The sequence below is a fragment of the Streptomyces sp. NPDC019224 genome, assembly GCF_040632605.1.
GTDB lineage: Bacteria > Actinomycetota > Actinomycetes > Streptomycetales > Streptomycetaceae > Streptomyces.
On the sequence record NZ_JBEYCF010000004.1, the window covers coordinates 33,077 to 48,144 of the forward strand.

At 70.4% G+C, this 15,068-nt stretch carries 11 protein-coding genes and 4 tRNA genes; 9 read left to right on the forward strand and 6 right to left on the reverse strand.

The annotated features are described in order from the left end of the window. The 3 genes from ABZ564_RS03865 to ABZ564_RS03875 all read right to left on the reverse strand — a co-directional run. The coding region (locus ABZ564_RS03865; RefSeq protein WP_360848960.1) for a DEAD/DEAH box helicase at positions 1-1,875 on the reverse strand (1,875 nt) is incomplete at its 3' end. A gap of 241 nt (positions 1,876-2,116) precedes the next feature. Continuing rightward, positions 2,117-2,710 carry a hypothetical protein gene (locus tag ABZ564_RS03870; protein ID WP_360848963.1) on the reverse strand — a complete coding sequence of 198 codons (594 nt, stop codon included), beginning with the start codon at positions 2,708-2,710 and terminating at the stop codon, positions 2,117-2,119. Positions 2,711-2,852: 142 nt separating this feature from the next. After that, on the reverse strand, positions 2,853-3,203 hold the full coding sequence (locus ABZ564_RS03875) for a metallopeptidase family protein (RefSeq protein WP_018101725.1): 351 nt from the start codon (positions 3,201-3,203) through the stop codon (positions 2,853-2,855). A 107-nt stretch (positions 3,204-3,310) separates the two neighbouring features. On the opposite strand from ABZ564_RS03875, the gene ABZ564_RS03880 reads away from it, so the two are divergent. The 7 genes from ABZ564_RS03880 to ABZ564_RS03910 all read left to right on the forward strand — a co-directional run bounded on the left by ABZ564_RS03880 (position 3,311) and on the right by ABZ564_RS03910 (position 9,929). Further along, entirely contained in the window at positions 3,311-4,822 is a 1,512-nt protein-coding gene (locus tag ABZ564_RS03880; RefSeq protein WP_360848966.1) for a metallophosphoesterase, read from the forward strand. Positions 4,823-4,996: 174 nt separating this feature from the next. Continuing rightward, positions 4,997-5,069, forward strand: a tRNA-Glu gene (locus tag ABZ564_RS03885). Between the two features lie 36 nt (positions 5,070-5,105). Beyond that, positions 5,106-5,180: transfer RNA gene (locus tag ABZ564_RS03890), tRNA-Asp, on the forward strand. Between the two features lie 22 nt (positions 5,181-5,202). Continuing rightward, a tRNA-Phe gene (locus ABZ564_RS03895) sits at positions 5,203-5,279 on the forward strand. Positions 5,280-5,388: 109 nt separating this feature from the next. Then, on the forward strand, positions 5,389-9,309 hold the full coding sequence (gene hrpA, locus ABZ564_RS03900) for an ATP-dependent RNA helicase HrpA (RefSeq protein ID WP_360848969.1): 3,921 nt from the start codon (positions 5,389-5,391) through the stop codon (positions 9,307-9,309). A gap of 105 nt (positions 9,310-9,414) precedes the next feature. After that, positions 9,415-9,489, forward strand: a tRNA-Asp gene (locus ABZ564_RS03905). A 140-nt stretch (positions 9,490-9,629) separates the two neighbouring features. Further along, positions 9,630-9,929 (forward strand): DUF6274 family protein, encoded by a 300-nt coding sequence (locus tag ABZ564_RS03910; protein WP_360848972.1) that lies wholly within the window; start codon positions 9,630-9,632, stop codon positions 9,927-9,929. Positions 9,930-10,383: 454 nt separating this feature from the next. Here ABZ564_RS03910 and bldC read toward each other — a convergent pair whose 3' ends face one another. Beyond that, positions 10,384-10,590, reverse strand: a complete 207-nt coding sequence (gene bldC, locus ABZ564_RS03915; RefSeq protein WP_003949541.1) for a developmental transcriptional regulator BldC — start codon at positions 10,588-10,590, stop codon at positions 10,384-10,386. Between the two features lie 534 nt (positions 10,591-11,124). Then, positions 11,125-11,970, reverse strand: coding sequence for a hypothetical protein (locus ABZ564_RS03920; RefSeq protein ID WP_360848975.1), 846 nt, complete (start codon positions 11,968-11,970; stop codon positions 11,125-11,127). A 178-nt stretch (positions 11,971-12,148) separates the two neighbouring features. On the opposite strand from ABZ564_RS03920, the gene ABZ564_RS03925 reads away from it, so the two are divergent. After that, a complete protein-coding gene (locus ABZ564_RS03925; protein ID WP_360848978.1) occupies positions 12,149-13,240 on the forward strand; it encodes a Glu/Leu/Phe/Val dehydrogenase dimerization domain-containing protein in 1,092 nt (363 codons plus the stop codon). 290 nt (positions 13,241-13,530) lie between these two features. Then, on the forward strand, positions 13,531-13,788 hold the full coding sequence (locus ABZ564_RS03930) for a DUF3073 domain-containing protein (protein WP_164638621.1): 258 nt from the start codon (positions 13,531-13,533) through the stop codon (positions 13,786-13,788). Positions 13,789-13,949: 161 nt separating this feature from the next. Here the strand turns inward: ABZ564_RS03930 and purM are convergent, their stop codons facing one another. After that, complete coding sequence (gene purM, locus ABZ564_RS03935; protein WP_360848981.1) at positions 13,950-15,023, reverse strand: phosphoribosylformylglycinamidine cyclo-ligase; 1,074 nt, start codon at positions 15,021-15,023, stop codon at positions 13,950-13,952. Positions 15,024-15,068: the final 45 nt, after the last annotated feature.

The window sequence follows — 15,068 nt, forward strand, 5'->3', positions numbered from 1 at the left end:
GTCGTCGCGGCGCTCGAAGGAACGGCCACCACGGTCGTCACGACGGTCCCCACCGGAGCGGAAGCCACCGGACGGACGGTCGTCACGACGGTCGCGGTTGAAGGACGGGCGGTCGTCGCGGCGCTCGAAGGAACGGCCACCACGGTCGTCACGACGGTCCCCACCGGAGCGGAAGCCACCGGACGGACGGTCGTCACGACGGTCGCTGCTGCTACGGAACGAGGGGCGGTCGTTGCTGCCCCGGTAGCCGCTCTGGCCCGCGGGACGGCCGGAGCGCTCGCCGAAGCGGTCGTCACGACGGTCGTTGCCCCGGTAGCCACCACGGTTGTCACGGCGCTCGTAGTTGCCCCGCTCGTCGCGGCGCTCCTCGCGCACGGCCGGCTGCTCCGGCACGGAGGCGGCTGCCGCGAGGGCGGCCTCGGCCTCGGCGGTGACCTCGGCCACGGCGGCCTCGGGGTCCTCGCCGCGCTCACGGGCGGCACGGGCCACCAGGCGGTCGGCCTCCTCGCGGAGCTCGACGGCGCGGCGCTGGGCGCGCTCCAGCTGCTTGGTCAGCTCGGCGGCCTCGCGCTCGGCCTGCTTCGCGGCGTTGTTCGCGGAGTCGGCCTGGACCTCGGTGAGCGAGCGGGCGCCGGTGATCTCGGCGACCTCCGGCTCGAAGACGCCCGCGCCCTGGACGATGTGGCGCGAGGCGTCGACGCCCGCGTCCTCCATCAGGCGGAAGATCTGGCGGCGCTGGTGCGGCAGGGCCAGCGAGACGACGACACCGGACTTGCCGGCACGGGCGGTACGGCCCGAGCGGTGCAGGTAGTCCTTGTGGTCACCGGCCGGGTCCACGTTCAGGACCAGGTCGATGCCGTCGACGTGGATACCGCGCGCGGCGACGTCGGTCGCGACGAGCGCGTTGACGTAGCCCTTCTTGAAGTCCTCCAGGACACGGGTGCGCGCGCCCTGGGTCATGCCGCCGTGCAGCGCGTCCGCCTTGACGCCCGCGTCGACGAGCTGCTCGGCGATGCGGTCGGCGCCCAGCTGGGTGCGGACGAAGATGATGGTGCGGCCCTTGCGGGCGGCGATGGCGGAGGTGACCGGCGCCTTGTCCTTCGGCTTCACGACGAGGACGTGGTGGGACATGGTCGAGACGTTGCCCTGGGCGGAGTCGACCTCGTGGGTGACCGGGTTGGTCAGGTAGCGCTTGACCAGGGTGCCGATCTCGTTCTCCATGGTGGCGGAGAAGAGCATGCGCTGGCCGCCCTCGGGGATCTGGTCCAGCAGCTCGGTGACCTCGGGCAGGAAGCCCAGGTCGGACATCTGGTCGGCCTCGTCGAGGACGGCGACCTGGACGTTCTCCAGCGAGCAGGCGCCGCGGTTGATGATGTCGCGCAGTCGGCCCGGGGTGGCGACGAGGACGTCGACGCCGCGCTCCAGGGCGTAGATCTGGTTGCCCATCGACGTACCGCCGCAGACGACCTTCATCTTCAGGCCGAGCACGTCGCCGTACGGCTGCAGCGCGTCCGCGACCTGCATCGCGAGCTCACGGGTCGGGGTGAGGATGATCGCGCGGGGTTTCTTCTTCTCGGTGTAGCCGTCCGCCAGCGCGGACAGGGTCGGCAGACCGAAGGAGAGGGTCTTGCCGGAGCCGGTACGGCCGCGGCCGAGGATGTCCTTGCCGGCCAGGGCGTCCGGGATGGTCGCCGCCTGGATCGGGAAGGGCGTGGTCACACCGTTCTGCGCGAGCTTGCGGACGATGCCCTCGGGCAGGCCCAGCTCGGCGAAGGTGATGGTCGGCTCGGTCTCCGCCTCGGCGGACTCGGCGGACTCGGCCACGACGGCCTCGACGACCGCGGTGAGCTCGTCGTTCTCGACGTTCTCGGGCATGACGGTGTGGTCAGAACTGGAAATTGACATGCGAAATGCGAAACCTTCCGGAGTCTCGGCACGCGCCCATAACTCCGTGATTTCGCAATGTCGACCGCCTCAATGCGGTCCAGCCACGGCAAGGGAGAGTACGCGCCACACGGCGCTCTTCTGTGTCGGCGCCGGGCAATGGGATCAAGCGATCTACTACCATACGCACTCTCCCCCACATTGCGCAAACCGCCTCTCCTCGGCCACCCCGTCAGACCGGTCCCGCCTGCGGTGACGCCTCCGGTTTCCGCAACGTCTCCGCCCCCTCCGGCCACCCCATGGCATCGATACGGAACCGAGCGGCCGGAGACGCCGACGGCGTCGACGGAGCGGGCGCCGAAGGCTCCGGCGAGTCCGGCGGGTCCGGCGGGTCCGGCGACGGGGGCGTGTCCTCCGGGTCCGGTACGGGGTCCGGCTCGGCCGGAGCCGGGGGTTTTGGCTGCTCGGGCACACCGGGCTCGGACGAGGCCGCCGGCACGGAGGGCCGGACGGCCCGGCCCTCACCCCCGCCCTCGCCCCGGCCGGCCCCGGGCTCGCCGGCGGCCGGACTGCTCGCCGACGGCGACGCGGAGGGCCTCGGACCGGCGCTCCGGCGCTGCGGCTGCGCCCCGGCGCCGCCGACCCGGGAGGGGCCGGCACCCGTCACCGTGGAGCCGTTCGGCTCGACCGCGGCGCCCTTCGGCTCGGCGGACCGCGAGGGCGCCGGTTCCGCGCCGTCGGAGCCGACACTCATGCAGCCGGTGGACGCGGCGAGCGTCACAGCGGTGACGGCTGCCCAGCGGACGGGGGCGGAGAACTGGTGCACGGGGGCACCTCCGGGGGCGCGAGGAGGGACGGGGCCTGACATGAACGAGCCGGGTGCGCTGTGCCCAACTCCCGGCACCCCGCCCGGGACACGCCCGCCGGGCCGGCCCGCACACCTCGTTCACCCGCCGCCGACCGCCGGGTCAGCCGTATCCGAGCGCGTGCAGCCTCTCGTCGTCGATGCCGAAGTGGTGGGCGATCTCGTGGACGACGGTGATCTCGGTCTCCGCCACCACGTCCTCGCGCGTCTCGCACATCCGCAGCGTCGGCCCCCGGTAGATGGTGATCCGGTCCGGCAGCACGCCCGCGTACCACTCACCGCGCTCGGTCAGCGGCGTGCCCTCGTACAGCCCGAGCAGTTCCGGATCATCGGATTCCGGTTCGTCCTCGACGAAGACCGCGACGTTGTCCATCAGCCGGGTCAGCTCCGGCGGAATCCGGTCCAGTGCCTCGGCGACCAGTTCCTCGAACGCTTCCCGCGTCATCTCCAGCACCCCGCCATTGTCCCGTACGGCCACCGGACGCGTACCCCGTACGGCCACGCCCCTGCCCGGCCCCCACCGGGGGCATACCCGGCCCGGCACCGGGGCACAGGCACCGAATGGCCCGCGCCCGTCTCCCCTTCCGCCGCCGCCCGCTGCCCCGCCCCGCCCCCGGCGGGCCCTTCGCCGCGCCCCGGCCGTTCGCGCGGGCGCTCGGCCTGGTCGGCGTCCTGCTGTTCGGGGCCTGGCTCGGGCTGCTGGCGGTCGGCAGCGTCCGTACGGCGGTGGGGCCGATGGACACGACGATGACCCTGCGGCCCTCGCTCAGCGGCGGCACCAGGATCGACGTCTCACCGCTCGGCGCCCTGGAGCTGGAATCGCACCACGCCCCGGTCCGCCTCGACGTCGACGTGGACCGGCTCGACCCGGTCCGCTCCCAGGCCCTGGTCCAGCACCCCGAGCGGCTGGCCGGACTGGAGGACGAGGTCACCACGGACGTCGCCGCCGGCACCCGCGAGCTGGCCCTGCGCTCCTGCGTGGCGGTCGTGACCGGGGCCACCGCGCTGGGCCTCGCGGTCTACCGCAGGCCGCGCCGGGCCCTGGCCGCCGGGGGCCTGGCCCTCACCCTGCTGGCCGCGTCCGGCGTCGGCGTGTACGCCACCTGGAACCCGAAGTCGGTGCTGGAACCCAAGTTCTCCGGGCTGCTCTCCAGCGCCCCGTCCGTCGTCGGCGACGCCCGCTCGATCGTCACGGACTTCGACGTCTACCAGCAGGAACTGGCCCGGCTGGTCACCAACGTCACCAAGCTGTACGACGCCACCTCGACGCTCCCCGTCTACAGCCCGGACCCGGCGACCCTGCGCGTCCTGCACGTCTCCGACATCCACCTGAACCCGGCCGCCTGGCACATCATCGGCTCGCTCGTCGAGCAGTACGACATCGACGTGATCATCGACTCCGGCGACACGATGGACCACGGCACCGCCGTCGAGAACAGCTTCCTGGACCCGATCGCCGACCTCGGCGCCCCCTACGTCTGGGTGCGCGGGAACCACGACTCGGCGGTGACGCAGAAGTACCTGTCGGACAAGAAGCGCTTCAAGAACGCGCACGTCCTGGACCAGGGCCGGGCGGTGACCGTCGGCGGGCTGCGGATCGCCGGGACCGGGGACCCGCAGTTCACCCCGGACCGGACGGGCCCCGAACAGGCCGAGGGCGTCGAGAGCGTGGCCGGCCGCACGCTCGCCGCCGCCCTGCGCGAGCAGCGGCGGTCCGGCACCCCCGTCGACATCGCCGTGGCCCATGAGCCGGAGGCGGCCGAGGAGACGGACGGCGAGGTCCCGCTGGCCCTGGCCGGCCATGTGCACCACCGGCACGACGAGGTCCTGAAGGACGGCACCCGGCTGATGGTCGAGGGCTCCACGGGCGGCGGCGGACTGCGGGCCGTGCAGAACGAGAAGCCGGAGCAGGTGCTCGCCTCGGTGCTCTATCTGGACCGCTCCACCCGCCGGCTGCAGGCCTGGGACGAGATCACCCTGGGCGGTCTCGGGCTGACGACGGCCGAGGTCAGCCGCCATCTGCCGGAGGACGGCCGCCCCGACGCGACGCCCTCCCCTATTCGGTTTGGCTGACATGGAAACGCCGTAGTACAGTCTCCGACGTGCCCAAGGGCGCCGGTCAGGGCTTGACCGTTCCGAAACCCTCCGGGGTGGAAGAAGAAGCGGAACCTTCAGGGGGAAGCGAAGTCACGCTTCTCACGTTCCCTTCGGGCAACAGACGCAGAAGCAAGCTGTAAGAGCAGTTCTGCCCTCATCGTCTAGTGGCCCAGGACGCCGCCCTTTCAAGGCGGTAGCACGGGTTCGAATCCCGTTGGGGGCACGCAAAACCTGTGCGACACTTAGTCGCACAACGCTTGGTCCTGTGGAGCAGTTAGGAGTGCTCGCCACCCTGTCAAGGTGGAGGCCGCGGGTTCAAATCCCGTCAGGACCGCTGCAGCCCTTGTGAGCTGCGTGGCTGGGTAGCTCAGTTGGTACGAGCGATCGCCTGAAAAGCGATAGGTCGCCGGTTCGATCCCGGCCCCAGCCACCACCCGAAGGCCCCGTCCACCGGACGGGGTCTTCGCCGTACCGGGCTCCGCGAGGGACCGCCCGAAATGGGTTCGCCCTTCCTCCGGCCCGGGTGAGATCCTGGGATCCGTATGTCTACTTCCTTCGCCGATCTCCAGTCCCGGCTCGCGCAGCTCTCGCTCCGCGACGCGAACCGGCTCGGCCGCCGCCTCGAAGGCGCCCGCCGCATCCGCAAGCCCGAGGCCCAGCAGGCCGTGCTGGACGAGATCGCCGCCCAGGCGGACAAGGCCGCCGGACGGCTCACGCAGCGGGCCGGCCGGGTGCCCGCCATCACCTACCCCGAACAGCTTCCGGTCAGCCAGAAGAAGGACGCGATCCTGGAGGCGATACGCGACCACCAGGTCGTGATCGTCGCCGGTGAGACCGGCTCCGGCAAGACCACGCAGATCCCCAAGATCTGTATGGAGCTGGGCCGGGGCGTCCGGGGCATGATCGGGCACACCCAGCCGCGCCGGATCGCCGCGCGCACGGTGGCCGAGCGGATCGCCGACGAGCTGCGGACCCCGCTGGGCGAGGCGGTCGGCTGGAAGGTCCGCTTCACCGACCAGGTCAACCCGGACGCGACCTTCGTCAAGCTGATGACGGACGGCATCCTGCTCGCGGAGATCCAGACGGACCGCGAGCTGCTGGCATACGACACGATCATCATCGACGAGGCCCACGAGCGGTCGCTGAACATCGACTTCCTGCTCGGCTACCTGGCCCGGCTGCTGCCCAGGCGCCCCGACCTCAAGGTCGTCGTCACCTCCGCGACCATCGACCCGGAACGCTTCTCGCGCCACTTCGGCGACGCACCGATCATCGAGGTCAGCGGGCGTACGTACCCCGTGGAGGTGCGCTACCGCCCGCTCCTCGAGGAGGACGGCGACGACGCCGACCGCGACCAGATCACCGCGATCTGCGACGCCGTCGACGAGCTCCAGGGCGAGGGCCCCGGCGACGTCCTGGTCTTCCTCTCCGGCGAGCGCGAGATCCGCGACACCGCCGACGCGCTCGGCAAACGGAACCTGCGGAACACCGAGGTGCTCCCCCTCTACGCGCGCCTGTCGCACGCCGAACAGCACCGGGTGTTCCAGCGCCACACCGGCCGCAGGATCGTTCTGGCGACCAACGTCGCCGAGACCTCGCTGACCGTCCCCGGCATCAAGTACGTGATCGACCCGGGCACCGCCCGCATCTCCCGCTACAGCCACCGCACCAAGGTGCAGCGGCTGCCGATCGAGCGGATCTCACAGGCCAGCGCCAACCAGCGCAAGGGCCGCTGCGGCCGCACCTCGGACGGCATCTGCATCCGGCTGTACTCCGAGGACGACTTCCTGACCCGCCCGGAGTTCACCGACGCGGAGATCCTGCGCACCAACCTGGCCTCCGTCATCCTCCAGATGACCGCCGCCGGCCTCGGCGACATCGAGAAGTTCCCCTTCATCGACCCGCCGGACCACCGCAACATCCGCGACGGCGTGCAGCTCCTCCAGGAGCTGGGCGCGCTCGACCCGGCGGAGAAGGATCCGAAGAAGCGGCTCACCCCGCTCGGCCGCAAACTCTCGCAGCTGCCGGTGGACCCGCGCCTCGCCCGTATGGTCGTCGAGGCCGACCGCAACGGCTGTGTCCGCGAGGTCATGGTCATCGCCGCCGCGCTCTCCATCCAGGACCCGCGCGAGCGGCCCTCCGACAAGCAGACGCAGGCCGACCAGCAGCACGCCCGGTTCAAGGACGAGACCTCCGACTTCCTGGCGTTCCTGAACCTGTGGCGCTACATCCGCGAGCAGCAGAAGGAGCGCGGCTCCTCCAGCTTCCGCCGGATGTGCAAGCAGGAGTACCTGAACTTCCTCCGCATCCGCGAGTGGCAGGACATCTACGCCCAGCTGCGCACGGTCGCCAAGCAGATGGGCATCGCGCTCAATGACGAGGACGCGCCCGAGCAGGCGGTGCACACCTCGCTGCTGGCCGGGCTGCTGTCGCACATCGGGCTGAAGGACACCGAGAAGAACGAGTACCTGGGCGCCCGCAGCGCCAAGTTCGCGATCTTCCCCGGTTCGGCGCTGTTCAAGAAGCAGCCGCGGTTCGTGATGTCGGCGGAGCTGGTGGAGACGTCCCGGCTGTGGGCCCGGGTCAACGCCCGGGTCGAGCCGGAGTGGATCGAGCCACTGGCCCAGCACCTGCTGAAGCGCACCTACAGCGAGCCGCACTGGGAGAAGGACCAGGCCGCGGTGATGGCGTACGAGCGGGTCACCCTGTACGGGGTACCGATCGTCGCCCAGCGCAAGATCAATTTCGGCCGCATCGGCCAGGAGGCCTCCCGGGACCTCTTCATCCGCAACGCCCTGGTCGAGGGCGACTGGCGCACGCACCACCAGTTCTTCCACGACAACCGCAAACTGCTGGGCGAGGTCGAGGAGTTGGAGCACCGCGCCCGGCGTCGCGACATCCTCGTGGACGACGAGACGCTGTTCGACTTCTACGACCGGCGCATCCCGGAGCACATCGTCTCCGGCGCGCACTTCGACTCGTGGTGGAAGCACAAGCGGCGGGACGAGCCGGACGCGCTCGACTTCGAGCGCTCGATGCTCATCAACGAGAAGGCCGGGGCCGTCACCAAGGACGACTACCCGGACTCCTGGCGGCAGGGCAGGCTCAAGTTCCGGGTGACCTACCAGTTCGAGCCGGGCGCGGACGCCGACGGGGTGACCGTCCACATTCCGCTCCAGGTGCTGAACCAGGTCACGTCCGAGGGGTTCGACTGGCAGATCCCGGGCCTGCGCGAGGAGGTCGTCACCGAACTGATCCGCTCGCTTCCCAAGCCGATCCGCCGGCACTACGTGCCCGCGCCGAACTACGCCGCCAAGTTCCTGGACCGGGCCGTGCCCCTCCAGGAACCGCTGCCGGCGACGCTGGCCCGTGAGCTGCAGCGGATGGTCGGGGTCCCGGTCACCGCGGACGACTTCGACCTGAGCCGGGTCCCGGAACACCTCAAGATCACCTTCCGGATCGTCGACGAGCGCCGCCGCAGGGTCGCCGAGGACAAGGACCTGGAGGCCCTGAAGCTCCAGCTGCGCCCGAAGGCCCGTCAGGCCCTCTCCAAGGCCGCCGCGGCCACCGCGGGGCCCTCCGGGGAGTCCCTCGAGCGTTCGGGCCTGAAGGACTGGACGATCGGCACGCTGAACAAGGTCTTCGAGACCCGCAGGGCCGGCCAGCCGGTCAAGGCGTACCCGGCGCTGGTGGACCAGGGCGAGACCGTCGCCGTACGCCTCTTCGACACCGAGGCCGAGCAGCAGCAGGCGATGTGGCGCGGGACGCGGAAGCTGATCCTGCTGAACATCCCGGTGAACCCGGCGAAGTTCGCGTCGGACAAGCTGACGAACCAGCAGAAGCTGGCTCTGTCCCGCAATCCGCACGGCTCCGTCCAGGCCCTGTTCGAGGACTGCGCGACGGCGGCCGCCGACCGGCTGATCGCGGCACACGGCGGTCCCGCCTGGGACGAGGCGTCGTTCCGGGCGCTGTACGACAAGGTGCGCGCGGACCTGGTGGACCTGACCGTCCGCACGATCGGCCAGGTGCAGCAGATCCTGGCGGCCTGGCAGGCGTGCGAGCGCCGGCTGAAGGCCACCAACAGCCTGGTCCTGATCAACAACGTCACAGACGTACGCGACCACCTGGCGCGCCTGATGCCTCCCGGCTTCGTCACCGCGACCGGGCTGCGCAGGCTGCCCGACCTGATGCGCTACCTGGTCGCCGAGGACCGCAGGCTCCAGCAGATGCCGGCCAACGCCCAGCGCGACACCACGCGCATGGAGAAGGTCCACGAGATGCAGGACGAGTACGCCTGGCTGCTGGAGCAGCTGCCGAAGGGCCGACCCGTCCCGCAGGAGGTGCTGGACATCCGCTGGATGATCGAGGAGCTGCGGGTGAGCTACTTCGCGCACGCCCTGGGCACCGCGTTCCCCGTGTCGGACAAGCGAATCGTGAAGGCGATCGACGCCGCCGCGCCCTAGGCGGTGGCCGTAACGGCGCCGCCACCAGGAGTGAGTTCGACCGCACCGCCTGAACTCCTGTACAGTCTGTTTTCGCAGCCGGACGCAAGGAAGGCAGCGAAACCTGGTCCTGTGGAGCAGTTAGGAGTGCTCGCCACCCTGTCAAGGTGGAGGCCGCGGGTTCAAATCCCGTCAGGACCGCAGTGACGAAAGCCCGGATCCACTGGATCCGGGCTTTCGCGCGTCTTGACTCCGGTGTCCGCCGACGAGTACTCAGAAACCAGGGTCCGCCCCCGGATTTCCCGGAGCGGGGCGGCGCGCATCCACCGGGAGGTGGCGCGATGGGGGCATCCACGGGCGAGGGGTACCGCGAGCTGGCGCAGGGCCGCGCGAGGGCGCCCCGGCACGATGTCCGCGCGCTGCTGCGCGCGCATCTGGCCGCCGCGTCCGGCTACCGCCACCTGACCCGGCACTGCGCGGTGTGCGCCCGACTGCTGCGGCTCGCCATGGAGCCCCTGGCGGCCCCTGGGAGCGCCGCGGCGGCAGACGGCCGTCCGGGCCCGCCCGGAGCCTCCCCGGGGCGCAGGCGAGCCGCCGCAGGGGCGACGCCGGCCGGGGACGTAAGTCCTCCCACGAGATGACCTTCGGCGGGGCCGTCGGCTTCCTTGCAGTGGCAGGCTCGTAGTTGGCAACACTCGTGCAGTGTGACGGGTGTCACTGAATCAGTTTTAAGAAGGGGGGAGCTTACACCCTTCCTACAACTAGCGAATTTAATATGTGCAATTGCACCTCCCGGAATGATGTCGTCCGGATACCCCCGACCCGCCCGCCGACACCCCCCGGAAAGCACCCCGGCCTCCGCGCCGGGCTGCGCAAACGCCTCCGGAGGCCGAGCGAGGGCGGGCGCGGGCAGGATCGGCGCGGGCACAAAAAAATCGCGCTGGACCCGGCGGAGTCCAGCGCGATCGGATGACATGACCCGTACGGCACAGGTGCGGCGCCCGTTGGGGCGGGCGCCCGTCATATGGAGCTATGGGTGGGCAAGTGGGTTGGGGGACCCAAAAGCCCAGGCGTGGCGGGGTGACAGGGGGTATGTCAGGCCTCGCTGCGCTGCTGCGGAATACCCGCAAGCAGTGCGCGGACCTCTGCCTCGCGGTACCGGCGATGCCCACCGAGCGTGCGGATGGACGTGAGCTTGCCAGCCTTCGCCCAACGGGTAACCGTCTTCGGGTCCACGCGGAACATCGTGGCAACCTCAGCCGGGGTCAGCAGCGGCTCGGCATCAGGGGTGCGAGCGGTCATGAGCGGCCTCCTCGGGAGAACCGAACCATCTCGGTTCTTTCCTCTAAATTCTGCACCTTGACCCACGTTGCCCGAAATGGCGGACGCAGGCCGAGTCGGTTATAGGACGAACGGCTTGTCCTCGGCACTACAACTACACCATCCGTCCAGCCACGTCGGCCAAACCGATGGAATTGCCCTCCCAGGTGTTCATCAGCGACGGAAAGCCGATGGACCATGCCATAGCGGACAGTCACACCACCGTGACGATCAGTCACAGAGCGATCAGGAGTCACCAGACCCCTCATAGCGTGCAATGCCGAGCAATCCGCCCATACATGGACGGATGGAGTCCTCACCGGACTCCTTGTCCTATTTTGGCACGAGGGGTAGGGAAGGGCGCAAGGGCCCCGTAAGTGCTATCCATCACGGTTGAGCCAAAGGCCCGGTTCGGGACGTAGGTCCCGCCGCCTCCTGGGACGCTTCAGTCCCTTCACCCTCACGTGTCACATCCGAAACGGCTTCACGAACCGTTCGGCGAGGGTGACTCGTCGGTCAGTTGGCGAACTGACGGTCCCTCACGGCCCTCCAGCGCTCCGCGAGACGCGTGTAGGCCTCGGCCGCCCTCTCCGCGTCCCCCGCCCGCAGCGCCGCGATGCCCTCCGCCACGTCGGCGGCGCTCCGGTCGTCGCCGAGGTGCCGCTCCGGCAGCGCGTGCACCAGCCCGCCGTAGTCCAGCTCCACGAGCGCGCGCGGGTGGAACTCCTCCAGCCACCGCCCGATGTCCACCAGGCCCGCGGTCAGCGGCCCCTCGTCCATCGTCTCCCGCAGCGTCCTGAGCGATCTGGCCAGCCGGCGCCGCGCCTGGACCATCGGCGTCCGGTACCGGAGCACCGGCGGCTCCCCGTCCGGCCCGGCGACCACATGCTCCCGCTCCTCGTCCGCGAACAGCACGAACCAGCGCACCGGAACCTGCCACACCGCCGTCCTGATCCACGGCCGGGCGTCCGGATTGCGCTCGGCCCACCGCTCGTGGTCGGCCAGCGCCTGGCCGCGCACCACCGGCGGCAGCACCGCGTCGAGCACCGGCCCGGGGAACAGCTCCGCCAGCCCGTCCAGGGCCAGCCAGCCGCGCAGCCGGGTCCGCCACGGGCACACGCACACCACGCCGTCCACCTCGGCCACGAACGCGTCGGCGCTCTCGTGCACGGGCACACCGGCGGGCGGAGTCGCCGCCAAGTCGGCCAGCGAGCGCCTCAGTTCGTCCTGCGCCGTGGGAATCCGGTCGCGGGCCGCGTAACGGGTCCAGTGGACGCGCTCGTCCTCCGGGAAGGCCGCCAGTGGCTCGTACACCCGGAGGTAGGACGCGTAGGGAACCAGCACCGAAGACACCACCGACATGCGGTGATCGTGTCACGCCTGTCGCCCGGTGGGGGGTCATCCTTGGCACTGGAACAGATCTACGTGGGGGTAGGACTTACGCTTCTGCCCACCGGACCCGTCCCACGCGGTCGGGCCGGTGGGCCCTCCCCACCTTCAGGAGGGTCTTTCCGCCGCTTCGTACTTGGGAGTCACCACAGTGACCGATGTGACCGGCGCGCCTGTCGATGTCCTGCACACCCTGTTCCACTCGGACCAGGGCGGACACGAGCAAGTCGTCCTCTGCCAGGACCGGGCCAGCGGCCTCAAGGCCGTCATCGCCCTCCACTCCACCGCCCTGGGCCCCGCTCTCGGCGGCACCCGCTTCTACCCCTACGCCTCCGAGGCCGAGGCCGTCGCCGACGCGCTGAACCTCGCGCGCGGCATGTCGTACAAGAACGCCCTGGCCGGGCTCGACCACGGTGGCGGCAAGGCCGTCATCATCGGCGACCCGGAGCGGATCAAGAGCGAGGAACTGCTGCTGGCCTACGGCCGGTTCGTGGCCTCGCTCGGCGGCCGTTACGTGACGGCCTGCGATGTCGGCACCTACGTCGCCGACATGGACGTCGTGGCCCGCGAGTGCCGCTGGACCACTGGCCGCTCCCCCGAGAACGGTGGCGCCGGCGACTCCTCCGTGCTCACCGCCTTCGGCGTCTTCCAGGGCATGCGGGCCTCGGCCCAGCACCTGTGGGGCGACCCGACACTGCGTGGCCGGAAAGTGGGGGTCGCCGGTGTCGGCAAGGTCGGCCACCACCTCGTCGAGCACCTGCTCGCGGACGGCGCCGAGGTCGTGATCACCGACGTGCGCGAGGAGTCCGTGCGCCGGATCACCGAGAAGCACCCCGACGTCGCCGTGGCGGCGGACACCGAGGCGCTCATCCGCACCGAGGGCCTGGACATCTACGCCCCGTGCGCGCTGGGCGGCGCCCTCAACGACGACAGCGTGCCCGCGCTCACCGCGAAGGTGGTGTGCGGCGCGGCCAACAACCAGCTCGCGCATCCTGGCATCGAGAAGGACCTCGCGGACCGCGCGATCCTGTACGCGCCGGACTACGTGGTGAACGCGGGCGGGGTCATCCAGGTCGCCGACGAGCTGCACGGCTTCGACTTCGACCGGTGCAGGGCGAAGGCGGCGAAGATCTTCGACACCACGCTGACCATATTCGCACGTGCGAAGGAAGACGGTATTCCGCCGGCTGCCGCGGCCGACCGGATCGCCGAGCAGCGGATGGCGGAGGCCCGCCGCCGCTGACCCGTCCGGCCTCCGTACGGCCGCGACCCGCCGACCGGCGAGACAAGACTCACTCAGGTCGGCGGGTCGCCTGCCGATAAGAGGTTAAAATCGCAGTTGACCAGCGAGGACAGGGCGTCTCGCGGGTCCTCTTCCGGGGCGCGTGATGCGGGCGGCGTACCGTATGGCCGCGGAAGCAGGTACCGTTAAAGCCCTACAGGCGCGGTCTCTCTGCCGAGAGTCCGTCCTGAAACATGAACGCGTGTCAAGACTCTGGGGCCGTCGAGCCCCGTCACCGAGGGGGTCGAGCCATGGGGCGCGGCCGGGCAAAGGCCAAGCAGACCAAGGTCGCCCGCCAGCTGAAATACAGCACCGGCGGGACAGACCTGTCACGTCTGGCCAATGAGCTGGGCGCATCGACTTCGAGTCAGCCACCGAACGCGGAGCCGTTCGAGGACGACGACGAGGAAGATGACCCGTACGCACAGTACGCGGATCTGTACAACAACGACGAGGACGAGGACGAGAACGACCAGTCCGGTCCGTCGTCCAAGCGCCGCGGCGCTTGACCTCGCGCTGACACATCATCCCGGTCCGGAGCTGCTCCGGACCGGGTTTTGTGCTGTTCCGGCACGGGAGGGACGAGGTCGCCGGTGACCGGCCGGGCCCATCAACCCGACCGGTGTCCCGTGCGTGTTCCGGCGATGCGGCGGCGACCGCCGGCAACCGCTCAGCGTGCGTACGTGCCCACCAGCTCGGCGCCCGTCGCGTGGTCGCCGCGAGCGGTGATCTCGCCGGCGACCCAGGAGTCGACACCCCGGTCGGCCAGGGTGGTGAGCGCCGCGTCGACCGAGTCGGCGGGGACGACCGCGATCATGCCGACGCCCATGTTGAGCGTCTTCTCCAGCTCCAGCTGCTCGACCTGGCCGGCCTTGCCGACGAGGTCGAACACGGCGCCCGGCGTCCACGTGGAGCGGTCCACCGTCGCGTGCAGGTGGTCGGGGATGACCCGGGCCAGGTTGTTGGCCAGGCCGCCGCCGGTGACGTGGCTGAAGCCGTGCACCTCGGTCGTACGGGTGAGGGCGAGGCAGTCCAGCGAGTAGATCCGGGTCGGCTCGAGCAGTTCCTCGCCCAGGGTCCGGCCGAACTCCTCGACCTGGCGGTCCAGCGTCCAGCCGGCCCGGTCGAAGACCACGTGGCGGACGAGCGAGTACCCGTTCGAGTGAAGGCCGGAGGATGCCATGGCGATCACGGCGTCGCCCTCGCGGATGCGGTCGGGGCCCAGCAGGCGGTCGGCCTCGACCACGCCCGTACCCGCACCGGCCACGTCGAAGTCGTCCGCGCCCAGCAGGCCCGGGTGCTCGGCGGTCTCGCCGCCGACCAGGGCGCAGCCGGCCAGCACACAGCCTTCGGCGATGCCCTTGACGATGGCCGCGACACGCTCGGGGTGCACCTTGCCGACGCAGATGTAGTCGGTCATGAACAGCGGCTCGGCGCCGCAGACGACGAGGTCGTCGACGACCATGCCGACGAGGTCGTGACCGATGGTGTCGTACACACCCATCTGGCGGGCGAGGTCGACCTTGGTGCCCACGCCGTCCGTGGCGGAGGCCAGGAGCGGACGCTCGTAGCGCTTGAGCGCCGAGGCGTCGAAGAGACCGGCGAATCCGCCGAGGCCGCCGAGGCCTGCGACCTCGGGGCGCTGCGTCTTCTTCACCCACTCCTTCATCAGCTCGACGGCGCGGTCGCCGGCCTCGATGTCGACGCCCGCTGCCGCGTAGGAAGCACCTGTTGTCTCAGACATTGCCTGGGATCTTTCGTGTGGAAGTACGGGGCTGGGGGAAAGGCT